21 protein-coding genes and 1 pseudogene are annotated in these 23,712 nt (G+C 61.1%); 8 read left to right on the plus strand and 14 right to left on the minus strand.

The features are described from left to right. Positions 1–10 precede the first annotated feature (10 nt). The 3 genes from AC5RVV_RS10560 (at position 11) to AC5RVV_RS10570 (ending at position 4,066) form a co-directional block, all read left to right on the plus strand. The gene (locus AC5RVV_RS10560) at positions 11–454 is read left to right on the plus strand and encodes a VanZ family protein (protein WP_494001350.1); all 444 of its coding nucleotides are present in this window, start codon (positions 11–13) and stop codon (positions 452–454) included. A gap of 83 nt (positions 455–537) precedes the next feature. Further along, the gene (locus tag AC5RVV_RS10565; RefSeq protein WP_494001351.1) at positions 538–1,851 is read left to right on the plus strand and encodes a UDP-glucose dehydrogenase family protein; all 1,314 of its coding nucleotides are present in this window, start codon (positions 538–540) and stop codon (positions 1,849–1,851) included. A gap of 178 nt (positions 1,852–2,029) precedes the next feature. After that, entirely contained in the window at positions 2,030–4,066 is a 2,037-nt protein-coding gene (locus AC5RVV_RS10570; RefSeq protein ID WP_494001352.1) for a M1 family aminopeptidase, read from the plus strand. 66 nt (positions 4,067–4,132) lie between these two features. On the opposite strand, the gene AC5RVV_RS10575 is transcribed toward AC5RVV_RS10570, so the two are convergent. After that, positions 4,133–4,384, minus strand: a complete 252-nt coding sequence (locus AC5RVV_RS10575) for an SHOCT domain-containing protein (protein WP_494001353.1) — start codon at positions 4,382–4,384, stop codon at positions 4,133–4,135. A gap of 232 nt (positions 4,385–4,616) precedes the next feature. On the opposite strand from AC5RVV_RS10575, the gene AC5RVV_RS10580 reads away from it, so the two are divergent. Beyond that, positions 4,617–6,785 (plus strand): acyltransferase family protein, encoded by a 2,169-nt coding sequence (locus AC5RVV_RS10580; protein ID WP_494001354.1) that lies wholly within the window; start codon positions 4,617–4,619, stop codon positions 6,783–6,785. A gap of 91 nt (positions 6,786–6,876) precedes the next feature. On the opposite strand, the gene AC5RVV_RS10585 is transcribed toward AC5RVV_RS10580, so the two are convergent. The 5 genes from AC5RVV_RS10585 to AC5RVV_RS10605 all read right to left on the minus strand — a co-directional run bounded on the left by AC5RVV_RS10585 (position 6,877) and on the right by AC5RVV_RS10605 (position 10,570). After that, positions 6,877–7,683 carry a hypothetical protein gene (locus tag AC5RVV_RS10585; protein ID WP_494001355.1) on the minus strand — a complete coding sequence of 269 codons (807 nt, stop codon included), beginning with the start codon at positions 7,681–7,683 and terminating at the stop codon, positions 6,877–6,879. A 158-nt stretch (positions 7,684–7,841) separates the two neighbouring features. Further along, the gene (locus tag AC5RVV_RS10590; protein ID WP_494001356.1) at positions 7,842–8,648 is read right to left on the minus strand and encodes a hypothetical protein; all 807 of its coding nucleotides are present in this window, start codon (positions 8,646–8,648) and stop codon (positions 7,842–7,844) included. Between the two features lie 7 nt (positions 8,649–8,655). Next, complete coding sequence (locus AC5RVV_RS10595; RefSeq protein ID WP_494001357.1) at positions 8,656–9,354, minus strand: signal peptidase I; 699 nt, start codon at positions 9,352–9,354, stop codon at positions 8,656–8,658. An 11-nt stretch (positions 9,355–9,365) separates the two neighbouring features. Further along, positions 9,366–9,947 carry a hypothetical protein gene (locus tag AC5RVV_RS10600; protein ID WP_494001358.1) on the minus strand — a complete coding sequence of 194 codons (582 nt, stop codon included), beginning with the start codon at positions 9,945–9,947 and terminating at the stop codon, positions 9,366–9,368. A gap of 77 nt (positions 9,948–10,024) precedes the next feature. Beyond that, positions 10,025–10,570, minus strand: coding sequence for an alternate-type signal peptide domain-containing protein (locus AC5RVV_RS10605; protein WP_494001359.1), 546 nt, complete (start codon positions 10,568–10,570; stop codon positions 10,025–10,027). A 374-nt stretch (positions 10,571–10,944) separates the two neighbouring features. Between AC5RVV_RS10605 and AC5RVV_RS10610 the strand changes: the two genes are divergently transcribed. Further along, positions 10,945–11,829 carry a response regulator transcription factor gene (locus AC5RVV_RS10610; RefSeq protein ID WP_494001864.1) on the plus strand — a complete coding sequence of 295 codons (885 nt, stop codon included), beginning with the start codon at positions 10,945–10,947 and terminating at the stop codon, positions 11,827–11,829. On the opposite strand, the gene AC5RVV_RS10615 is transcribed toward AC5RVV_RS10610, so the two are convergent. After that, positions 11,796–12,260: a hypothetical protein gene (locus tag AC5RVV_RS10615; RefSeq protein WP_494001360.1), complete on the minus strand. Its 465-nt coding sequence runs from the start codon at positions 12,258–12,260 to the stop codon at positions 11,796–11,798. The genes AC5RVV_RS10610 and AC5RVV_RS10615 overlap by 34 nt on opposite strands. A 314-nt stretch (positions 12,261–12,574) precedes the next feature. On the opposite strand from AC5RVV_RS10615, the gene AC5RVV_RS10620 reads away from it, so the two are divergent. Continuing rightward, positions 12,575–12,844 (plus strand): hypothetical protein, encoded by a 270-nt coding sequence (locus AC5RVV_RS10620; protein WP_494001361.1) that lies wholly within the window; start codon positions 12,575–12,577, stop codon positions 12,842–12,844. Between the two features lie 6 nt (positions 12,845–12,850). Here the strand turns inward: AC5RVV_RS10620 and AC5RVV_RS10625 are convergent, their stop codons facing one another. Then, positions 12,851–13,195 carry a MarR family winged helix-turn-helix transcriptional regulator gene (locus AC5RVV_RS10625; protein WP_494001362.1) on the minus strand — a complete coding sequence of 115 codons (345 nt, stop codon included), beginning with the start codon at positions 13,193–13,195 and terminating at the stop codon, positions 12,851–12,853. 127 nt (positions 13,196–13,322) lie between these two features. On the opposite strand from AC5RVV_RS10625, the gene AC5RVV_RS10630 reads away from it, so the two are divergent. Next, positions 13,323–15,167, plus strand: coding sequence for an ABC transporter ATP-binding protein (locus tag AC5RVV_RS10630; RefSeq protein WP_494001363.1), 1,845 nt, complete (start codon positions 13,323–13,325; stop codon positions 15,165–15,167). 55 nt (positions 15,168–15,222) lie between these two features. Further along, on the plus strand, positions 15,223–16,233 hold the full coding sequence (locus tag AC5RVV_RS10635) for an LCP family protein (RefSeq protein WP_494001364.1): 1,011 nt from the start codon (positions 15,223–15,225) through the stop codon (positions 16,231–16,233). 753 nt (positions 16,234–16,986) lie between these two features. On the opposite strand, the gene AC5RVV_RS10640 is transcribed toward AC5RVV_RS10635, so the two are convergent. The 6 genes and pseudogenes from AC5RVV_RS10640 to AC5RVV_RS10665 form a co-directional block, all read right to left on the minus strand. After that, the gene (locus AC5RVV_RS10640) at positions 16,987–17,853 is read right to left on the minus strand and encodes an ATP-grasp fold amidoligase family protein (protein ID WP_494001365.1); all 867 of its coding nucleotides are present in this window, start codon (positions 17,851–17,853) and stop codon (positions 16,987–16,989) included. Between the two features lie 66 nt (positions 17,854–17,919). Next, a complete protein-coding gene (locus AC5RVV_RS10645; RefSeq protein WP_494001366.1) occupies positions 17,920–19,314 on the minus strand; it encodes a hypothetical protein in 1,395 nt (464 codons plus the stop codon). Between the two features lie 27 nt (positions 19,315–19,341). After that, positions 19,342–19,554 (minus strand): annotated as a pseudogene (locus AC5RVV_RS10650) (DapH/DapD/GlmU-related protein); the annotation flags it as partial. 289 nt (positions 19,555–19,843) lie between these two features. Beyond that, positions 19,844–21,100 (minus strand): oligosaccharide flippase family protein, encoded by a 1,257-nt coding sequence (locus tag AC5RVV_RS10655; protein ID WP_494001367.1) that lies wholly within the window; start codon positions 21,098–21,100, stop codon positions 19,844–19,846. Positions 21,101–21,129: 29 nt separating this feature from the next. Continuing rightward, on the minus strand, positions 21,130–22,317 hold the full coding sequence (locus AC5RVV_RS10660; protein ID WP_494001368.1) for a glycosyltransferase: 1,188 nt from the start codon (positions 22,315–22,317) through the stop codon (positions 21,130–21,132). A 4-nt stretch (positions 22,318–22,321) separates the two neighbouring features. Continuing rightward, a complete protein-coding gene (locus AC5RVV_RS10665; RefSeq protein WP_494001369.1) occupies positions 22,322–23,440 on the minus strand; it encodes a glycosyltransferase in 1,119 nt (372 codons plus the stop codon). Between the last annotated feature and the right edge of the window lie 272 nt (positions 23,441–23,712).

Consider the following 23,712-nt stretch of genomic DNA (forward strand, 5'->3'; position numbering starts at 1 on the left):
AGGAAGATCAATGCGGCTTCGCACGTCCCGGGAGCGGGCCCGCCTGCTGCATTTTTGGCTGTTGGCCGGCTACGCCCTCCTGGTCGCCGTTGCCGTGTTGTGGCCTACCCCGGTGGATGCCGGCGCCAACAGCACCATCCAGGCAGTTCTCGCGGCTCTGCATGAAGCAGGCGCGCCGCACTGGATTGACTACAACCTGGTCGAATCCGGGGCCAACGTGTTGATGTTCGTGCCGTTGGGCCTGCTGGCCGCTCTTCTGCTGCCGACCGGGTGGCGCTGGTTGACACCGGCCGGAGCCTTCCTGCTCGCCGGAGCCGTGGAGTGGGCGCAACAGACATTCCTTCCGGGCCGTTACGCCTCGCTGCAGGATGTTTGGACAAACACCCTGGGCGCGGCCCTCGGCACCGTCCTGGCCTACGCGTGGCTGGAATACCGGCAAAACCGGCATCGGTAACGCGCGACAGCCGACAAAAGCGGCACCGGTAACGCGCTAAAGTCAGAAGTAATCGCTACTCAAGGCACGTGCAAAGGACCACTATGCGAATTTCCGTCATCGGCTGCGGCTACTTGGGGGCCGTGCATGCCGCGGCCATGGCCAAGCTTGGGCATGACGTGGTCGGTATCGACGTGGACGAACGCAAGGTCGCCGAACTGCAGGCCGGCCGCGCCCCGTTCTTCGAGCCCGGCCTTCCCGACCTGCTCGCCGAGGTCCAGCAGACCGGCCGGCTGACGTTCAGCACCGAGATGGCCGAGGCCGCCGGGGCCGCCGTGCACTTCGTGTGCGTGGGCACCCCGCAGCGCAAGGGCGAGAACGCCGCCGACCTGCGCTATGTCGATGCCGCCTTCACGTCTCTCGCCATGCACCTTCGCCCGGGCGACGTGGTGGTCGGCAAGTCCACCGTGCCGGTGGGAACGGCGTCACGGCTGGCAGAGGAGATTCGGGAAATCGCCCCGGCAGCCATTCTGGCGTGGAACCCCGAGTTCCTGCGCGAAGGCCACGCCGTCAAAGACACGTTGACCCCGGACAGGTTTGTCTACGGCGTGCCTGCGGGTGCACCCGGTGAAGCGGCCACCGCGGCCATGGACGAGGTCTATGCGACGCCGCTGGCCGACGGGACGCCGCGGCTGGTGGTCGACTATGCCACCGCGGAACTGGTCAAGGCCGCGGCGAACTCGTTCCTGGCCACGAAGATCTCCTTCATCAACGCCATGGCGGAAGTTTGCGAAGCCGCCGGGGCCGACGTCACCGCCCTGGCCGACGCCATCGGCATGGACGAACGGATCGGGCGCAAGTTCCTCAACGCCGGAGTGGGCTTCGGCGGCGGCTGCCTGCCCAAGGATATCCGCGCCTTCATGGCCCGGGCGGGCGAACTCGGGGCGGACCAGGCCCTGACCTTCCTGCGTGAGGTGGACGCCATCAACATGCGCCGCCGCACCCGGGTGGTGGAACTGACCCGAGAGCTCTGCGGCGGGTCACTGATCGGCAAGCGCATTACCGTGCTCGGAGCCGCGTTCAAACCGCAGTCCGACGACGTCCGTGATTCTCCCGCGCTGTCCGTTGCCGCCCAACTTCAACTGCAGGGAGCCACGGTCACCGTCACCGATCCGGAGGCCCTCGCCAACGCCAAGCAGCGATTCCCGGAACTCAGCTATGAACCGGATGCCAAAACGGCTATCGCCCGCGCCCACGCGCTGGTGCTGGTGACCGAGTGGAATGAATACCGAGAGTTGGATCCGGTCGCCGTCGGAAACCTGGTGGACGAAAAGAACATCCTGGACGGACGCAACGTGCTGGACCCGGCAGCGTGGCGCCAGGCGGGCTGGACCTTCAAGGGCATCGGCCGCCCCTAGCGTTTTCCCAAGTTCGGCTTTCCAGAATGGGCCCGTACAGCCAGGTTGTGCGGGCCCATAGTCGTATCCGTTGACAGTGGCCCCGAACAGGAGCATCTTATGTAGATGGCCAGCGCGTGAGCCGCCGCCCCGCACATCCACGGGTCCGGGCAGCCTTGGCCGATGGGGGGAACGTTGCATGATGCCTTGGAGGGGTCTTGCCCTGGCTGCGGCCGCGCTCGTTGGTGTGTCCGGACTGGGGTTGCCTGTCGCCCCGGCCGCCGCAGCACCCGATCCGGGCCGGCACATCTTCGAACCCGGCTCCGCCACCCTGCATGATCCGTATTTCCCTGACGCCGGGAACGGCGGCTACCAGGTGTCCCACTATGGACTGGATCTGCTGTACGACCCGCCCACGGACCGGCTGGACGGCACCGCCACAATCACGGCACAGGCCACGCAAAACCTTTCCGCGTTCAGTTTGGACCTGGATGGCCTGGACGTCGATTCCGTCAGCGTCGACGGGCGGGAAGCACGTTTTGCCCTGACCGGCACCAAGCTCACCGTCACCCCCACCCGGGGTGTACCGGACGGCGACCGCTTCACCGTGGTCGTGGCGTACTCGGGCATCCCCCGAACCCTCGCCCTCCCCGGTCCCGCCGGGTTCATCCATACCGACGACGGCGCCCTCGTCACCGGCCATCCGGAGAGTGCGCCAACCTGGTTTCCGGTGAACAACCATCCCAGCGACCGTGCCGGCTATACCTTCAACATCTCGGTGCCCGATGGCTGGCAGGCGGTGGCCAACGGCTTGCCGGACGGCACGGAAGCCGAGTCCGGCCGCACCGTCTTCACCTGGAAGGCCGACGAGCCGCTGTCGCCGCATTTGGCGACCATCGCCGTCGGGCACTTTGACGTGGCGGAGCGCACCAAGGGCGGCATCAGCTACGTGGACGCGATGGATCCGGCGCTAAAGAGGGCGGTGGTCCCGCGCAACGGCGACGGGCTTGCCTGGTCGCAGAGCGACAACGCCAGTTACAAGCGGCTCGCCCGCACCGTCAGGGTGCCGGATGCCGGCGGTGACCTTTCTTTCTGGATGCTGCGCGACACCGAACCCGGCTGGGACTATGCCTTCGTGGAGGCCAGGACACCCGGCAAGGACGATTGGACCACGCTCAAGGACACCACCGGACACGCGCGGGAGTCCACCGGCAATTCCTGCCCCGCGTGGCATCACGTGCACCCCTTCCTGAAGCACTACCAGACGGACGGCGGCGGCGGTTCCTGCACCGCAGAAGGCACCACCGGCAACTGGTGGGCGGCCACCGGCGCCAGCGACGGCTGGGAGCACTGGGAGTTCGACCTGGCAGATTACGCCGGCCAGGATGTGGAGCTGTCCATCACCTACGCCAGCGACATCACGGGTCAGAACGACGGGGTCTTCGTCGAAGACATCAAGGTGCCGGGCGGCGGAGGGTCCACGTCCTTCGACAGCGACGGCGACCGCTGGGACGGCTGGAAAGCGCAGCCTGCACCGGACGGCAGCCCGGAGAACGCGAACGGTTGGACGGCCGGGTCCGCTGCTCCTCCGTCGCCGGCGTACAGGATCCAGCAGTCGCTGGACAGGCAGCCGCAGATCATGCAGTTCCTGTCCACCGTGTTCGGCAAGTATCCGCTCAAGAGCGCCGGCGGCATCATTGACCGTGCCGAGGACCTTGGCTTCGCCGTTCAAATGCAGGGTCGGCCGGTCTACCCCGTGGACGGCTTCTACAGCGAGGCCAGCGGAAATGCCATGATCGCCCGGGAGTTGGCGCACCAGTGGACCGACTCGCAATTGCCTCCACCGCGGTGGCAGGATAGCTGGCTCAACCAAGCCCTTGCTACCTATGCCGAGTGGCTCTGGAACGAACAGCAAGACCTGGGCAGCGCCGATGACACCTTCGATTTTTACGCCGGCATCCCGGCCGACGACGACTTCTGGCAGGTGCGGGTGTCGGATCCGGGGGCCGATCAACTGTTCGCCGGCAATGTCCAGACCCGGGCAGCCATGGCGCTGCACGCCCTGCGCGACAAAGTGGGCGACGAGGACTTTTTCAGCATCCTGAAGACCTGGGTCCGGGACGGATCAGGCAAGCCCAGCGATTTCCAAGAGCTGGCCGAGGACGTGACGGGCGAAGACCTGAGTGCACTCTTCAAGGCCTATGTGTCCACGGGTGGGAAACCGGGGGCCCTGTAGCGGCAAGGCGCCGCGCAGGCGGCCGGGATTTGCCCGGCAGCGACTCCACCGGCTAGCAGCCCCCGGCTAGCGGTCTTCGCCTAGTACCCGCAGGCCCTCGCGGTAGGCGTCTGCCGTCAGCTCGCCGCGCGCGAACCTCTGGTCAAGGATCTGTCTGGCCGTGCTCCGCCGGTGCGACTGCTGTATTTGGCCGCCTGCCGCCGCCAGCGCATCTTCCACGTCGCGCGGTCTCAGCCCCATGAACGCACGTATCACCAGGACCGCCAGCAACGCCACAATCGCCAACAACAGCAGCCCAAACAGCCATGCCAAGCCCATATCTACCATGATGAAAGCACCCCTTCGATCACGACGGAACGATGGCTTTTCTACTCCGTTCCCTAGGGCCAGAATACGCGTCGGCTCCGGGAACATACAGGGCAAGCCAACACAAGAGGGCTCCTTCGACCCTGAGTGCCACCCGGTGGACTAGGATGTTCCCGGTCTTCATGCGGGATCGCAGCGTGCGCGCCTGAACTGGACCGAGCGACTATACCCGGGGGACCCTTCCATGCTTGAGGCATCACTGCGCCCTGCCCTGCGGCAGCGACAAACCACCAGGCAGCATTTCCGTGCCGATATCGAGGGCCTGCGCGCCGTGGCCGTCGGCTTGGTGGTTCTGAACCATCTGACGGGCAGGCCTGCCGGCGGTTACATCGGAGTCGACATCTTTTTCGTGATTTCCGGTTATCTCATCACCGGCCAGCTGGTCCGCGAGCAGGCCAAGACCGGCTGGATCTCGTTGTCCGCGTTCTACGCCCGCAGGCTTCGCAGGATCCTGCCGGCTGCCGGGGTGGTAGCGGCCGTCACCACCGCCGCCGGCTTTTGCCTCTGGTATGTGCCCCGGGCCAGCCAAACCGCCCTGGACGGTCTCAGTGCCATGTTGTGGGTCTCCAACTGGCACTTTGCCGCCATCGGAACGGACTATCTGCAGGCCTCCGGTCCAGTATCTGCCTTCCAGCATTATTGGTCCCTGTCGGTTGAAGAACAGTTCTACGTGTTCTGGCCGTGGCTGCTGCTGGGGCTGGCCTATGTGCTGCCCAGGTTCACGGGCCTGACCGTCCGCCGCGCCATGGCGGTCGGCATTGTCGCCGCCGTCGCCGCTTCGTTCGCATGGTCGCTGTTCATGACCGGCTGGCGGCCCTCGCTGGCCTACTTCGATACGGTCAGCCGGGCTTGGGAATTCGGCCTCGGCGCCTTGGCTGCGCTCGTCCCGCGCAGGGAGTCCGTCCGTCCCGTCATGTGGCGCGGGCTGCTGGCGCCGGCCGGTCTCCTGGTTATTGTGGGCGGCTCCCTCTTGCTCACCGAAAACTCGGCTTTCCCGGGCCCGTGGGCAGTCGTCCCGGTCGCCGGTGCCCTGTTGGTCATTACCGGCAACGAAGCACGGCCAGGTTTTGGCACGGTACTGCTGACCAATCCTGCCATGCGCTATCTAGGGCGGATCTCCTATTCGCTCTACCTCTGGCACTTCCCGCTGATTGTCTTCGCCGCCGCGTTGGATCCTTCCGGCTCGCCCGTCACGGCGGCCTTGGCTGGGGCGGCCATGGTGCTTTGTGCAGCGCTCTCGCACAGGTTTATCGAAGAGCCCGTGCGTCGCTCGTCGTGGCTCCGGTCCTGGGAATCCGCGCCCACGCATGACCGTCCCGGCCGGCGAAGCAGGCAACTGTTGGGGGCGGGGGCCGTCGCCATAGTCGTCCTCAGCCTCAGCGCCGTGCAGCTGGCAGGTCCGTCATTCGTCCGCGATTCCACCGAAGCGGCCGCGCTCATCGACGGCAGGCCGCCGGCCGGGGCCGCCCGACCGTTTGCCGACGCGGGCGAGCTGGCTGCCGCTGTGCAATCGGCCGCGGCACGGCAGCCGTATCCGGCCAGACTGACTCCCTCACTGGACGTCCTTGGCCCTTCACAGCAGCCCCCAGCGATGAACCCGGAGTCGGGATGCCGCAATGAAGCCGGAGCGGACCGGCCCAACTTGTGCACGTTTGGACCGGAAGAGGGCAAGCTTTCGGCGCTCGTGCTGGGCGACTCGATCGCCATGAGCTGGATGCCAACCATCACCGGAGCGTTGTCCGACGGCGGCTGGAAGGTAACCGGCCTGGGATTCGCCAACTGCCCCGCCTACCTGGTGGAAACGCGTCCCCGGCTGGCCGACTCGGCGTTCGCCGCTGACTGCGCGGAAAGCAGGAAGCGGATGTTCCGTGCGGTCGAAGAATTACGCCCTGATCTGATAGTGCTCAGCGCCAACCACGAGGCTCTGGCCAGCCGGGCCACCGGTCAGAAGGCGGCACGGGAATGGCAGGAGGGCGTCCGTCAAGCAGTGGAGCGCTTCGCCTCGACAGGGGCGCGAGTCGTCGTCATCGGTAAGCCGCCCAGCGGCGCGGACATGAGGGTGTGCCCCTCTCGGCTACATGGCCTGGACGATTGCCATGCAAAGACAAGCAAGAACTGGGAGCGGCGCACCGAGGCTGAACGCGGAGCCACCGCGGGCGTGGACGGAGTTGACTATATTGCGGTCCACGACTGGTTTTGCACGCCCGGCGGCGTATGCCCGCCGATCATCGGCGAGTACATCGTGCGTACAGACACCGGACACCTCACCAATGCCTTCGCGGAAAGCCTGGCCCTGGTGGCGCGCGGTGAACTGACGTCCCTGGGTATCAGGACAGTTCCCTCTGCACCTTGACGTGGAGCTGAAGCTGGACAGTTGCATTCCGTCATTCGGGCAGCCGCGGCATGGATGCTCGGCGTGGAAGCAGCCGCCTCCGCGGAGTGTGCTACGGCGGGGGTGCCGCGTAGTAGAGGTCGGTGTTCCAGCGGCCGTACTGGAAAGTCTTGTAGACGGGGTCGCCGGCAACGGTTCCGTTCATGGGTTGGATTCGGAGGCGGTAATCGGTGAAGAACGCGCCGCCTGACGTGGAGAACGGCAATTCGAATACGGCGGAAGGCTGCTTGACTGTCGCCTCGGCGCCCCAACCGGCGGAACTGGCCAAAGACACTTCGTAGGAAGTAGCTCCGGAGGACGCCTTCCAGGAGAACGCCACGTGCTTTTTGTCGTCGACCGGTGTGCTGACGTTGTAATTGACCGTCGTCACCAGCCCCAGCGGCGGGTAGGCCTTCGCGTCGCGGAAGCAGTTGGCCACCGAATAGTGCTCGTATTTGTACACCAGGTAGATGGCGTCGCCGGCGGTGGCACCGTTCATCGGCTGAACCCTCAGGCTGTATTTCGCGTAGTACGCCGCGTCGGTGCCGGCGCCTTTGAGCGGATTGCCCAGGCGGTCCGAAGGAGTCCGGGGCATGGTGAAGGTAACTTGTTCGCCCTTCACGTCGGCCGCGTGGGCGTACCGCGGGTCGCCGGAGGAAAGTGTCACAGCGTAATGCGTGACATTTTGTGCGGGGGCCCACGTAAAGCTGACGTCCAGCTTGTCCAGATTCTCCAGCTGGGCGGTTGACTTGGCCACCCTGCACTGGGCGGAATCCTTTCTTGGTCCTTCCGGACGCGTCTTCAGCTGGGCACCGGCGATAAGCCGTGCATCGGCGGAGCCGGAGGGCGGTGTCACCGGAGCCCCGACCGTGACGCTCATGGTTGCTGTAGCACTTTGGCGCCACTTCGCCACAGCAACAGGCGTGCCCACTCCCATCAACACCACCAGGAAAAAGGCAATGGCGGCCCCCATAAACCCCGGCAGGGACCGGAAGCGCCTCCACATCCCGGGTCGCGCCGTCCTCCCAACGTCGTTCATCACTGGTTTTTCTTTCGTCGTTTGGTCAGAGCCAGGAAGATAATGCCAAGGACCGACAAGGGAACGGCCAGCCACGTACGGTTGTCCGCGAAGACGTTGCCCTCGATCCAGCCTGCCTGCTTCGGTGTTACTCCGCTGCCCTCAGTCGCGGTGACGCCACCCGGCGCGGGCTGCTCCGGCAGGAAAACCGGGTTCAGGGCTTCACCGTCAGCGGGCGGGCTGTCCGTCCCCGCAGGCATGCTGCCCTCGCTGTCCTTTGGACAAGCGCCGGCGACGGCGAGTCCCTCGGCTGCAGCCTGCAGCATGAACGCGACATCAACCTCGGCCCGTTGACGCCTGGTCTCGTTTGCCGCGCCGGGCGCCAACCGCAGCTTGAGGCTGAGAGGAATTGCTTCCCCGGGTGACAACGTCCACGTTTGCGCTAGAGCTGAGCAGGACCAGGGACCGCTTAACGGCACGGTTTCGCTGACACCACCGGCTTGCGCAACGCTCAGTACGAGGTTCCCCGAAATTTCGACGTCGGCTTCTCCCACCACCCCGGCCACCGAAAGTGCAGCCCTGTCGCTGCTGTTGTTGCGCACCCACAACTCGGTTGCGATGGATCCGCCGGGGACCAAGGGGCCGGTCCGGTCAAATAAGGGAGTTGCAAGCTCGGCAGCGTAGTCGTGTCCGTTCAGGCTCAACTGCAATCGCTCGTCGGCCGCCTGTGCCGGCTGGGCAGGAACCCACAAAACCAGCAGTAACAACAACACCGTTCCTGCGCGGCTGATCATCGCCCCGAACAACCGTTGATGATGACTCGTCATGGCAGGATCACGTCGACCGCTGCCGGAGCGACCGCCGGGTCGGAAACTCCGCCGGCACCACTTGCGCTTCTGCTGTTGGGTCTTCGGCCAGGGAGTCCTTGGACGGGTACGGTTCCGGCGCGTTAGGAGGCGATTCGGCGCCACCGGTCACAAACCTTGAACCCGCTGCCTGACGGTCCGCTGCTTCCTTCTTCGCCTTCCGCTGGCGTCCCTCCTTGACGAGGGAGTAAGCGCCGTATCCGATGAGCGCAATAGCCGCGAGCTTGAGGACCAAACCGCGGTCCCCCTGCCCCAGCGCATTAGCCAGGAATCCCACGCTCGGGACCGCGTAGAAAAGCTTCCCGCGGACCTGCAGCTCCCGGACAGGAAGCTCGTCTGCCACGCTGTTGTTATCCCCTTGGGTCACCAGCAGCCGCTCCCCCTGTTGCGAAGCAATGATCGAGGTGATCCGGTGAGTAATCACCACCGGGCTGTTGGACGCGGCTTGGTAAGTGATGATGTCCCCGGTACGCAGTTCCTCGAAGGGGGTCGGTTTGACCACCAGGAAGGTGCCTGGCGCGTATTTTGGTGCCATTGAACTAGTCAGCACGGTGTACGTCTGCGAACCGGTGACGAGGGGCACAACCACCAAGACCAAGGCCGCCAGCGTGACAGTGAGAAAGGCCAGGTAGGCGATCCCGCGGCCGACAAGGCGCAAAACGTTCACCAACATTCCTCTCAGATCTGCTCAGCGGCGAGCGGAATGGAAATGGTCGTCGTGGTCTCGTGCAGAGAGGGGGGCGCGCGCTGGGAGAGGGTCGCCTGGAGGCAGATAACGCCCGATTCACCCTTGGCCAGATCAATTGAAGGCAGGGTGCCTGTTGCGGCCGAGGTGAAGAGGGCGGGATTCTCGCACTCCTCAAGGCTTCCGGCTCCGGTTGCCGCGATGTTCAGGTACTCGGCGAGAGACGCGGACGCGATGGTGGGCGCCGACGTTATGTGCGCCCTGATGGTGAACTCCCCACCGGCGTCGGTCAGGTTGGTGAGCTTGACTCCGGCCCGCACCGCGCTGCCCGGCAGGAGCTTTCCGGCCGGCGCCGTTTCGAGGGCCAGGGTTGCCGGCGTGCCGTCTTCCATCGTCATGTCCACGCTATTGTCGCCAGAACCGAGGCTCACCCTGAAGTCCGCGGCTTGGACAGTGCCCACGCCCAGCGGGGCAGTCGCCTTCCACAGGGCATACGACCCCTGGACGGTCAGCATCCCCAGCACCACGGCAGCAGCCAGCAAAGCAGCGGCTTTGAGCGCTTGCCGGGTTCGCATCGTGGGCCTCCGCCTGGCTGCAGTGGTGCGCGTCGGGGTCAGGCGCGCACCACTGGTCTTGAGAATGTGGACAGCTGTCAGCTGCCCGATGCAGCGTTGACGGGCTCCGGAGTCTGCTGCTCAAGCTTGAATGCTACATTGCTGAAGTCGTACTTGGCGCTGGCGCTGTCACGGCCTGCGGTATCGGCTCTGAACTCGAAGGTCACCGTGGCCGTGATGTCCTTGACCGTCGTGGTGAGCGGTTCAGCCAGAACCTTGCCGTCGCTCCTCAACTCCACGGGGGACACAGTGATGTTGGCAGGATTGAACGAGCTGTTGGGATCCGTGGCGTCGGTGGCCTTCAGGACGGCCTTGATGTTGGCACCATCGAGGATGACATCCACTTTCTGTGTGTAGGTCAGGGACTCGCCAGGGACAATCTTGTGGCTTTTGATATTGATGGTGCCCTGGGTGAGGTTGCTGGACCAGTCGCCAGGCTTGACCTTCAGGTCCAGGTTTCCGGCGGCCACGGTGCCCATACTGGCGTTCTTCTCGGCATTCCAGACGGCCAGCGATCCGCCGCCGCCGAGCAGCAGCGCCGCGCCGACACCGATTGCCAGAGTTCCCTTGAGCATCTTGTTCATCTTTGACCCCTTGTTTTTGGCTGACTCGGCACCTCGTTCTCGCCGATATATTCAATCTCGCCAACCCACCTGAAGATGAACGGTTCTATTTCCCAAACGTTCCGGAAGAAATCGCCAGTGTGGCACTGCGCCAGACTTCAACCTCAAGACAAACCAAAGACCGGCCGAAACAGATCTGCGTAGACAACCTTCAACACGCCCATTACACCCAGCGGTTACCAAGATCACGGGAAAATGTTCTCTCCTGATTGCCTTCCCACGACTCCTCCGCCGATCGCCAAGCTCAAGTTCGGTCAAATGTGAAGCAATCGCACTATAATTTGGGTTCGGACGTGACCGTTCTTTGGAGCGGCCGGCAGAAAGGTGAGGCATTTGTGGATCCTTCGCGGGTAGCGGTGGTCATTGAAGATGACGAAGACATCTGCGCGCTGGTCGGAAACGTCTTGGGACAGTCTGGATTTGAGGTTTATACAGCCCGGAATGGAAAAACCGGAGTGGCCGCCGTTAGAGAGCACCGTCCCTCGATCGTCACCCTGGACGTGGGTCTCCCGGACATCGACGGGTTTGAGACCGCCCGCCAGATCCGGCTCTTCAGCGACGCCTACATCCTTATGCTGACCGCTCGAGCCGAGGAGATCGACGCCGTGCTGGGCTTCAAGTCCGGCGCCGACGACTACATCATCAAGCCGTTCCGTTCCTTCGAACTGCGGGCGCGGGTGGCGGCAATGCTGCGTCGTTCCCGAATTAGTGAATCGAGCCACGACGGCGGGGCGCCGCTCGAGGTGGGGCAACGCACCTCTCCGGGGTCGACAGCGGGGTCCGATAACTTCTCCGGTTCTCCCACCACAACCTTCCCGGTAGCGGTCGTAAGCGAGGCCCCCGAAAATGGCCCGCTTTCTACCCTTGCACCAAAGGAACCAGAGGCCACCTATATCCACAACGGGCTGTGCCTGGACTACCCCACCAGGACTGTGACGGCAGACGGTGCCCAAAAGCAGTTGACCCGGACGGAATTCGAATTGCTGCTGACCCTTTTGGACGGCGGCCGGACCGTGCGCAGCAAGCAGGACCTGGTGCGGCGCCTGCGGTTTGAGGAATTTGATACCGGCTCATTTGTTTCGGAGGCGGACGAACGCGCCGTCGAGGTCCACATGGCCAACCTGCGCCGCAAGCTCGGAGACAATCCGCGTGCGCCCCGGTGGTTGGAGACCGTTCGTGGTTTCGGTTATCGGATGGCTCCATCGACCGCCGCCAGGTAATCGGTGGCAAGGCGCCGCATGGTCTCGTCGCCGCAGCTTCCGATTGGGATAAGCAGATCCCGGACGGTCGCCATGGCATGCGGGTGCCCCTCCGCAACTTCGGTGGTCAGGCTTTGAACCTGCCGCCCATAAAACGACAGCCGCAGTGCCCCGGCCACGCTGCTGGCGGTCTTAAGGCTCAGGGAAACATCCATGACCTTGTCCACATCCTGCTCCTGAACCGCCTGGACCAGCCGCGTCCTTCGAACATCCCACATGTCGATGTAGTCGGCCACGAACCTTCGGCAGGCAAGGTCATCCCTCAGGTCCATCGCCAGGGCATGCAGCACAGACAGCGAGACCACAGGCAGGTCGCAGGCGGCCAGGACGAGGGACACTGCGCGACTGCCCGGGTCCGTCTCCCGCAGGCAGGGCTGGTCAGGGAAACTCATAGGTGCCAGTTTGGCCCCGGCGGCTCAGGAAGCCTGGCTGCGCAGCCCGAAGATCGGCCAAAGGAAAGCTGAACGCGGCGGAAGACCGTTGATGCGCTGCCAGCCGCTGGACTTCGCGACACGACAAGGGAAGATCACTGGATTTCCGCGCCGTCTACCTAAGATGGCTATGCCACGTCTGTGCGTGCGACACCCGTTCCTGTTGGCTGAAAGGCCAGTTAATGCCCCATCCTGCCCAAGACAACACACTGCCGAGCCGGCGCGACGTTCGCACGGGGGCAGCCGACCCCGCGCCGCCAACGGGCATGATTCCGGTGACCCCTCTCGTGGCCAAGCCGTCAGGCGATCCGTACCCGGCCCGGCGGGAGTTGCGCACGGGCCTCATTCAAGTAGTGGCACCTGCGGGCGGTCAAGCGTCCGGCCCCGCCAAGTACATTCGCATGGAGACGCCGCAGCCAGCGGGCTCCTCCCGGTCCGCGCGGCGCGCCAAAGCGCCCCGAAAGACGGTCAAGACCGCCTGGGTGGTGGGCACCGTCGTCGTGCTTGCTGCAGCCGCCGCCCTGTGGTTCGCATTCTTGCGGTAAACCGCCTCAGCCCTGCGCCGATGTGAGCTTGGCCAGGAGGGAAGAAAGCTGGGAGCGTTCCACTTCAGACAGGACGCCGAAGTACTTTTCCGCATGCCTCACTTGGATCTCCCGGATGGTTTGCCCGGTCTCCCGACCGGACTCGGTCAGGACCACCACCGTGGCCCTGCGGTCCGCCGGGTCAGGCTCGCGCAAGCACCAGCCCCTCTCCTGCAGGCCGTCGACGATGTCGGTCGCGGATCGCGGCGCTATCCGAAGCCGCTCGGAGAGTTCACCCAACCGCAGCGGGCCGTGCTGGCGGAGCATGCGCAGCGCCCTCGCCTGTGACGGGGCAACGCCGAGCGGGGCCATTCCCTCCCGGGCCCCCCTCCTGAGTTGACGCGAGACGGCCCAGAACGCGTCCAGTAAACTTTCATCTGCCACGGGAATAAGCTATCAAGTAATCCTGTTGTAGCCTCATATTGAGGTAACCTCAGCAATGCGGCGGCGCACGTTGTCCCCTTCATCACGGATCGAGGTGGTTCCGACGGAAACCTTCGGAATAACCCCCGGCCGCGGTCCCGTAAGGGAACCGACGGCCACAGAAAAAGAACAAGCCCGGCATGTACCGCTGAAGCGGATCGCCGCCCTCTTCCGCCCGTACCGGGGACAACTGGCCCTCGTTACCGGCATCATCGTCGCGTCTTCGGCCGTCGCGATGGCCTCGCCGTTCCTCCTGCGGGCGGTGATCGACACGGCCCTGCCACGCCAGCAACTCCCGCTGCTGGCCTGGCTGACCGCAGGAATGCTGGCCGTCGCTGCCGTCACCGCCCTGTTCGGGGTCTTGCAGACCTGGATCGCCACCAAGGTGGGCCAACGGGTAATGCACAGCCTGCGGACCGAGGTCTTCGCGCATTTGCAGCGCCAGTCCGTCGGCTTCTTCACGCGGACACGCAGCGGGGAAATCCAGTCGCGCATCACACACGACATCGGCGGCATGCAGTCGGTTGTCACCTCGACCGCAACAGGCATCGCCACCAACCTCACCACCGTCGTCGCCACGGCGGTGGCCATGGCCGCGCTGTCCTGGCAGCTGTCGCTGATCTCGCTGCTGGTCATGCCGCCGGCCGTCGTGCTGACCCGCAAGGTTGCGAAAGTGCGGCGGGAGCTGACCGCCCGCCGCCAGCGGGAACTGGCCGACATGAATGTGACCATTGAAGAATCGCTCTCGGTCAGCGGAATCCAGCTGAGTAAGACGCTGGGCACCGCAGACGACCTGGCCGCCCGGTTTTCCGCCTCGTCGGAGCGGCTGACCGACCTGGAACTTCGGTCCGAATTGGCCGGGCGCTGGCGGATGGCCACCATGAGCATCATCTTTGCCGCCGTGCCCGCCGTCATCTACTTCGCCGCCGGCCTGCCGGGGGCCGCAGGTAACATCAGCATCGGCACGGTGGTGGCCTTCACGGCGCTGCAGGGCGGCCTCTTCCGGCCGTTGCTCGGGCTGTTGAACGTGACGATCACCGTCACCAGCTCGCTGGCGCTCTTCGCGCGGATCTTCGAGTATCTGGACCTGCCGGTGGAAATCGCGGAGCCGGCCTCCCCCGCCCCGGTGGATCCGTCGAAGGTAGCCGGACATGTGCGCTTCGAGAACGTCACCTTCAGCTATCCCGACAGCGGGACACCGGCCGTCGAGCATGTGGACCTGGCCGTCCCTGCCGGTTCCAGTCTGGCCCTGGTGGGCCCGACCGGATCGGGGAAGAGCAGCCTGGCCGCCCTGGTGGCCCGCCTGCAGGACCCCACGGAGGGACGCGTCACCATCGACGGCGTAGACCTCCGCTCCCTGCGCCTGTCCGACCTGGCGTCCATCGTGGGGGTAGTCAGCCAGGACACCTATCTGCTGCACACTACGGTGCGCGAGAACCTGCGCTATGCGAAGCCGGATGCCAGCGATGCCGAAATCGAACAGGCCGCACGGGACGCCCAAATTCACGACCACATTGCGGCACTGCCGGATGGTTACGACACCGTCGTCGGGTCTCGTGGGCACCGGTTCTCGGGCGGCGAGAAGCAACGCATTGCCATTGCCCGGACACTGCTGCGCAATCCCCCGGTGCTGGTGCTGGACGAGGCAACCAGTGCGCTGGATACACAGACCGAACACGCGGTCCAGCAGGCCTTCGACCGGTTGGCCGCGGGCCGCACCACCATCACCATCGCCCACCGGCTCTCGACTGTCCGAAATGCCGACCAGATCGCTGTCCTCGAAGGCGGGCGGATCGTCGAACAAGGAACGCACGAGTCCCTGCTCGACGCCGCCGGCCGCTATGCGGCGCTGGCCGCCTGAGGACAGCCGAGTGAGGCTGGCAAGCTTAGGGCTCGCGCGCCCATAGACTGTTTCGGTGTCCGGCCTGAAGAAACGTCCCGTCCTAATCACCGTTTGCGTCCTAGTCGGCCTGCTCATCGTGGCCGGCCTGACGGCCGGGGGGTACCTCTGGAGCCTGGCGAACTCGTTTGATACCAAGAGCGAGAAGATCGCCGAGGCCTTTCCCGAGGAGGCAACTCGACCCACCAAGAAGCCGGCGGCTGAGGACGCGATCAACATCTTGCTCATGGGTTCGGACACCCGCGCCGCCGACGTCGGCGCGGACGCCTTGGCAGGCTCCCCGACAGACGCCCGCACTGACACGCTGATGCTGCTGCATGTTCCCCCGAACCGTTCCGGGGTCTACGTCATGTCCATCATGCGCGACGTCTGGACGGAGATCCCCGGTCATGGCGAGCACAAGATCAATGCCGCCTACGCGCTGGGCGGGGTTCCTTTGACCGTCCAAACAGTAGAGGGACTCTTCGACACCAGGATCGACCACGTTGCCATCATCGACTTCGAAGGCTTCCGGGGCCTCACGGACGCTCTGGGCGGTGTAGAAATCAACGTCAATCCCGCCTTCATCTCTTCGCATTTGGGCGGACGGCATTTCGCCGCCGGCCCCACTCTCATGAACGGCGAGGAAGCCCTTGCCTTCGTCCGTGAACGCTACGCCTATTCCGACGGCGACTACCAGCGCGTGCGCAACCAGCGTGCCTTCATCGGTGCCGTCATCTCCAAATTCCTCTCCGCTGACACCCTGGCTAACCCGGCACGCATCAGCTCCACGATCGATGAATTCACCCCGTACGTCACGGTGGATGAGGGCCTGAATGCTGGAACCATAGGATCTCTGGGCCTAAGCCTCAATAGCGTGCGGAAGGAGGACATCCACATGTTCACGCTGCCCACCAAGGGCACCGGATCCTCCGCCGACGGTCAGGCGATCGTGCTCAAGGACGAGCAAGCCGTCGAGGAGATCGGAGCGGCTCTGGGCAACGGTGCACTCGGGGAATACTGGCAGAATTTTCCTGCGGACCACTGAGGACGCTGCCTGCAACCCCTTAGGTAGGCGACCGTTTACTAGACCTGCTGAAGCCCGCTTCAGCCCACTCCGTCCAAAGGGTTCATCCTCTATGGGTTTCGCTAATGCGGGGAGCGATTTTAGGATCGGCCGTCACATCCGTCCGATCAGCAAACCTTCGCGCCAAGCAGCCCCGTTGAGCGACTGGCGCACTGCAGCTTGCGGAGCCGGCACGTGGACCTTCGACCAATATTGCTGGCTCAACCGCTTTAAGGACCTCTTGGCTCCGGTTGATCTGTGCTTCCAGTAGTCATCGTCCGATATTTTCCGTGAAGGTCCGTCGCGTCATGTTTCTCTTGGCCGCGGGAATAAGGCAACGTAGAGCGACGTATGTTGTGTCTACTTATGAGTCGGCGAACACCGCTTGATACTGACCTTCCTCAAGCAGGACGACGTATGGTCATCCTGCTGAAGGGGTGGTCCTTCCGAGTTTCCCACGTCCGAACGTGTGTTATTACCGCTGGCACCATCGCGAGTGCGCCGCACCCTACCCAGCATCGAAATACGGGAAAATGCGCATCTGTGGCTGAGAAAACCCCACCTCGGCGAGGACGGCAAAAGAACTAGCGCCTCCGGAACTCATCGTTGTAGAGTACGAGGGGAGAACTTAGGCAAAAAGGATTGCAACTGGTGGCTGGAGTTTTCCAGTCGCCAAACGCACGAAGTAAGCGATTCACGACGTCCGAGACTTGTGAAGACCTGCATCAAAGAGGCCTAGTCGACATAAACCGAAGGCAGTTGCCAGTAACTACCGAGCATGATATCGAAGCTTTCGTCGCTATAAGGAACCAACCCTCCTGTAGGGTAGGGCGTGATCTCGCCGAAGTATATATCTCCTAGAGCCACGTATAAGTCCACCCGAATGAAGTCAAAGCCTTTGCCGATTCTAGAGGCGATATCGATCATTGAGGCCAACTCCTTCGGCGCGGGCACCACCTCAGCCAGTGGCTTTCCGCCCTGAAGCACGTTTAGTGGTTCCCAGGTCGGGGTGTAAAAACGCCGGCGTACACCATCACCACGTGGGGTATCAACCTGCACCATCCGCACAGCACCGTCAAAGACAAAAAAACGGTAGTCATCAGGAGACCGCCCGTTGGCTGTTGGGATCCTTCGTTCAATCAGGAAACCATTTCTGGCTTTCCCATATGCCCATTGTCCATGGATCCGGTGCGCCCAATGCGGCGTCCAGGTCATGGCGTCCTGAATGTCTAAATCAGCATCAGCTAAGGATCCGGTGCCAAAAAAAGCGTGCCCTGACCCCGCGATAGGCTTCAGCACCCAATCGCACTCCCAATCGTGACCATAAATCTCCTGCAGCTGATTCCCATGCCAGAGAGTCTCTGGAATAAGGACGTCACTCGCGGCGTGGGAGGCATGGATCTTCATTGAAACCTTGTCACCACCACGAGCGATCAAGTTTCGCCGGTCGTTTATGATCCGCCATTGAATTTTTTCGGAGAAGGTACGTGGACTAGCAGGTAACATTCGCTTGTGATGTTTGAGGAACTGCAAGTGTCTCTTGACCCGAAGCGGCAGGCAGTAAAAAGCGGCGTCTCTCGCACCTAGAGTAATCAATCTCATCTCACGCCTCTACTTCTACATCAAACGCCAACACCCTTCCATTGTAGGCCAACATCAAGGTAGATCTCACAGCTTGGAGCTTCGGACGGACTTGCGCGGACGAATGGAAATCCAAGTGCGGACAACCAGGCAGATAACAAGGGCGTAGATTAGGAGCCGGAAGGAGTTTCTCGCGTTGTATTGCAAAGCGAGAACGGCAAAAAGAAACGTAAGTCCGACAATACAAATTGCAACCACTTTGGCATTGCGTGTCCACAGTCGATGTATGTGAGACTCAATGAAGCCAAGCAAGCTACCTGTCGCCGTCCAGAAAACTATCCACGGACCTAAACCTACATTGCGGATTTCTCCTACCATAGAGAAGGGGGTCCAAGAATTAATACGATGAACGGCGGCATAGTCAGCCCAGTCGGTCAGGAACCCGGGAAGAGGGTTCACTACCGTCCACATATAAGACATCGGTATACTACCCGCGGAAAAAGCCCCGTATCCAGCAATTGGAAAGGCGATGAGAATGTTATTGACCAAGCTGATCGGATTGAGCGATGAGGGAGCATACTCCCCTAGGGCATAGAAATATGCGATTAAACCATGGTCATCCAGTGATCGCAAGTAGAGTGGCAGAGGGAAAAGTGCCAGCGTCGCCAAAATACATGCCAGTACGCTTCGCCGCACTCGCATCGCGCGATTTCCGGCATAGCAGCCGACCAGAACGACGGCCGGTAGCAGGGCAAGGCGTCTGGAACCTAAAGCGAAATAAAGTAGGAAGTAGGCCGCGACGCCAATGACGGCGAGGATCTTTATTGAACGCGCCCTACTGCGCCCTTGGACGTAAGCCAGCCCGGCTACGGCCACCACGCCTAGCTCAATGCCTAGACCGTAGAGCTGCGCAGGGTGAGCCACACGACCGGCTAGGTACTCAGCTCTCACAAGCAAGAACGAATTGACTGACAGAATCACCATTAGCAAGGGCATGAACGAGGCTGCTAGCAGCGACAATGTAGCGCCGGATGATGCTCTTAACTGTTTGGGTGTGGCACCTTGAGCTAGTGGCCAGTATAGTCGCCGACCAATCACCCTTGTTAACGTGTATCCACACATGATAAATGCTGCGCTTCCACCAAAAATCATTGCGGTGGCATCCACTTGGGACGGAGGTATTGCAAGGCGGACGCCTCCACCGCCGGCGTTACTAATCTCGTCGCTTAACAACCGACCAAACAGCCCAAGCATCCAAAATACGAGCGCCACACCGAGGGCCGGTGACAAGAACCAAGGCTTCGGCAGACGACTTCGAACCAACCACACAAGACACAAGCTTGACGCGAAGGTCAATGTGACTGGAACACTATCGAGATCGGCAGGAAATGCAAACAGGGTCAGCAATATCCAGCATGCTATATACACCGCCTTGCCGGATTCGAAGGAGTTTTTCGGTTCAGACCGCAGCTTACTGGACATCATTTCCCTGCACATGTTGCGCCGTAATCAACTTCGACGTCTAATCTTTTCACCCGAGCCGATCCGCTTGTTCAAATATTCCTCAGCAGAACACAATCTTCTAGCTGGGTTTCCTGCCCAAACCGACTCAGCATCGACGTCTTTCGTCACAACAGCTCCTGCGCCTACGATCGCGCCATCACCGATACTCACACCAGGCATAATGATGACGCCCATCCCAATAAATGCCCGCTTTCCGATCCGTATTTTTCCAGAATGCTTAATCTCGTATTCAGAAACACCCCCCAAACCCTCCACTACGCGGTCTAAGCTGTAGTCATGGGTCAGCAATTTGACATAATGGCTGATGACACACCGATCGTTTAACTCAATGTCGCCAGCATTCCCTATGTCCCAAAAGATACGAGAACTGACCCAAAGCGGCGTGCCGTTCACCGATACACCACATAATCGCAAGGCTTTTGACGCGAGTCTCATGTATTTCTTCTGACTGAACCTGTCCAGAACAACTAATGGGCGAAGAAGATAGTTAGGGTTCATAAGCGCTTTCCGCCTTTGCAGAGAGATGTCCGAGATCAGGAGACTTTTCGAGAGCGACGTGGCGTGCCAAGGTCAATGTCGCAAGCGTCGCTGCCACGAAATAGCTTAGCAAGGTGGTCATTGCCGCGCCGATCGCTCCCCAGGTGGGAATGGTCCATAACATTAAAGCCCCAGCAACGACGACCCCAATCCACAGCACTCGAGCGTATTTGCTTTGCAGCCCCAGTGCGGTCGCAGCTGATGCAACCACGTCAAGCCACATAGCTGACAAAATTGCAGGGACAAGGACTGTTGCGATTAGTCCCGCTTCTTGGAAATCCTCGCCGAAAAGCCACGAGATGGTAGCCGGTAGAGTCCAGTATCCGATCAGTGTCAAGATGCATGCACCGAACAAGAACTGCCACCCATAGTTCAGTAGCTTCGACGAGCTTTTGGAGTCGAGAAACTTCGGCAGAAGGATGAGCCGGGCGGCTGCAGATAGTATTAGGCCTATCTCCGCTATCGATACCGCCACACTGTAGATCCCCAACTGATGAGCGCTGGTCAAGGCGGGCATCACAACTTGGTCTAGGCGTAAAAGCAACACACCGGCGACTGCCCCGGCCCAAACCCCTTTCCCCGTGGCCAGAAGGGGAAACACTCCGTCTCGATACAGGCTGCCCGGGTGGCGTGGAGAGGTTTTTGCGTATCTTAGCGCGGGAACGATAACCATCGAAGCACCAGCTAGGCTGCAAATCACATGGCTGAGGATAGCAGTGTCAACCGTGAGATTGTTGGTGAAGAAAAGCAACGCTATTGCGAGCAGTCTGGACGTGGCTTGCAACCATTTTTCAACTACTATCCAAGTTAATCGCGATCCCGATATTAAGATCGAGCGGAATGGAATTGAGACGATCCAGAGGAATACGTACATCGCGATCGATATGCCCACCAGCAGGGATATCTCGAGGTTCGCCATTACAGCCCAAAGAGAAACTAGACCGCATCCGATACAACCGAAGGATAAGGCCAACAAAACGCTACTCTTGAGCAGTAGCCCGCCTCTGCCTATCTTGTGTGCCAAGACAATTGTCGCGTCCTGAAGCCCGAAGGACACCAGGGTCGGAGCCACGATCACCACAGCAAGAACGCCAGCTACGACGCCACGATCCTCGACTCCTAGTCCGCGAGCCAAAAGGGGGCCGCTCAGGAACGAAGCTAGGGGAACCGCAATGTTTCCGGCCAGGAGGGAGAAGTAAGACTTCATCGCAGACGCATTTTGCCCCTTACTGGCCGTCACAGCTCACCATAAAGCGCGGTTAGTTGCTTCCCGTAACGTTCCCAACCCAGCTCGTCGCGGTTTCGAAGCGCGGCACCTGCTAAGAGCTGAAGCTTGAAGGGAGAAGCAATAAGTCCCCTGATTTCCTCGATCAGAGCGTCTTCGTTATTAGACTGAAATACCAGGCCCGCCTGCAATTGCAGTGCAACTTCAGCGGCTCCAACCATGTCGGAGACGATTACGGGAGTCCCGCATGCGAGGGATTCAGAAACGACATACCCAAAAGCGTCAGCACGTGAAGGGAGGATAGTAACGTCGGCATTTTGGTATTGAGTACGTAATGCATATGGGTCAATCTTGCCCAGGTAAGTGACCGGCAAGTCCGAGCGCGCCGACCCTTCAGGCTTTCCGCCGCAGACTACGAGCTCTACCTGATCTCTCAGTGCTTCCACAGCCCCAATTAGAAGGTCGAAACCCTTCCTGGAGTCGAGCGTCCCGACATACAGCAAACGGAGCTTGTCAGACCGTCGAGAACTTAAGGGCGAACCCGAATTGGGTACATAAAAAGAAAGATTGACTCCATTATGTATCACCCGCAATTTGGACTCGTCGAATCCCATGCTTGCGAAGGATGACTTTGTCAGATGGCTGTTGCAGAGAATTATATCCGACCGCTCATACTCGCGGTCAAGTCTCCGTCCCATCTCTATCTCGGGATGTCGGTAGGCTCCGGAAGAAGATGAAACTTTCGCCTCAACGGTATGATGCAATGCGCGACGGTGACATATTGTTAGGGCACCTCTTCGTTGGGCTGTGCCGGCAGAAGTAGCACCAACTCCGCTTGCATAATGGTACACCGAGGGTCGGCCTAACCGTGCAGCAACTGACAGGTCAAACGACGTCTGGGAAGCCAACAAACGTTTGCCCAACGATAATTTCAAATTGGGATGTGCCAGTCCCTGCAGAATCAGCTCTGGAAGGTAGAGGTTCCGGTGCTCTTTGTTGGGAAGATCAGCTACGAGACGCTTACTATTCAACTGCTCACGGAGTGACGCAGGCATGAGGTTGCCCCAGCCGCTGACAGGCCTGCGGATTAGCGGTAGCGAAAAATATCTGCGAAGCCATCCCTCGTTTGAGAGGATCTTTGCTATATGCGCTCCGCTCTTGACATTAAATGCCAGAACCACGCCGTTTTCGAGCTGCATCGGTCTAATCCAATTCCTCAATATAGAGCTGTTGAAGCTGCCGGCCGAGCGCTTCGATGCTGTAGACCTCCTGAACTAGCTGACGCGCATTAGCAGCAAGAGCGGATGAATACGTTCGATCACTCAGAACCTTGTCGATCGCTCTCGCCACTTCAGCAATCGAACCGTCTGTAACGACGGCGGCGTCCATCTCTGCAAGTTTGGGCGCCATCGCACAATCCTTTGTGATAATGACCGGAGTCTCAACTGACATAGCCTCCAGAACGGTCATAGGGACGACTTCTCCAAAGCTAGGCAAAACATATACAGAAGCCCGGGAAAGAGTCATAGCTGCTGAACCAGGGGTCACTACGCCTCGATATCTCAGAGAAGGGAGGTTTTCTTTTTCGAGGAACTGCGAGAGAGCCTCAAGGTCACCTTCATCAGGACCATAGATATCAAAATCTGCCTTGAGCCCGGACTTTATCAGCGATGCAGCGGCGTATGCGAACGTCATAACTCGCTTCCTTGGATGCAATCGCGCAAGAAATACGACTTTAGGTCTGTTCCTCTCTGGCGCAGATTCCGCGACCACCCGTCGCACACCATTTGTCACCAAATGAATCTTGGCCTGCCCCCTCGAAATGAGTTTAATGGCTTCAGCTTCTGCGGGGGATAAAACCAAAACGCGGCAGCTGCGTCGTAGTATGATTCGTATCAAGAGCAGGTCAAAAAGTTTGACGATCAGCCGGTCGTCGGGCATAACCATTCCGTGAGTCTGAACCACGACCGGAACTCGACGAGCCAGCGCCGCGACCGCGGCAAGAACTGTAATGAAATCTCGGCCGAGGTGTATATGAAGCACGTCGTACGTCTTCGACGAACGCCAAATGTGTCGGGATAGATCAAGACTGAAAAGCGTCGTCAACCGCTTCTGCAGGAAGTTTTTCACAGGAAAAAGCTTCAGGTCAAATCTATTTGAGGAGGGGCGAAACCTGCTGTCCCAGCCGGCAATAACACTCACTGAGTTTCCATTTCGCGCCAATTGTTCCGCTTGGCCCATAGCGACTGCTACTGGGCCACCGAATGCGCCGTCTTCCGAGACGTAGGTAACGACATGGCCTATCCTCACGTTTTGCTCCATCTTGTGTTTTGACCTGCCCCCGCAACAGTTCGGTGCTGGTATGGCTTCGCGTATTCTGGCATGACGTTGTGCTTGTCGACGCTCAAGGACGTTAGGGTCTCATGCCTATGCGGTCATACAGGAAAACGCTCTCCGATTTCCATCCCGTCGCGGACAATCGCATTAGGGGAGACTTGCCCATTGATCACGCTCATAGGTGTGATTAGAGCCGAACGTCCTATACGCGCGCCCCCCAAGACAACACATCGAGACGTGATCCAAGCCCCTGGCTC

It is taken from the genome of Arthrobacter sp. MDT2-34-1, from assembly GCF_059091365.1.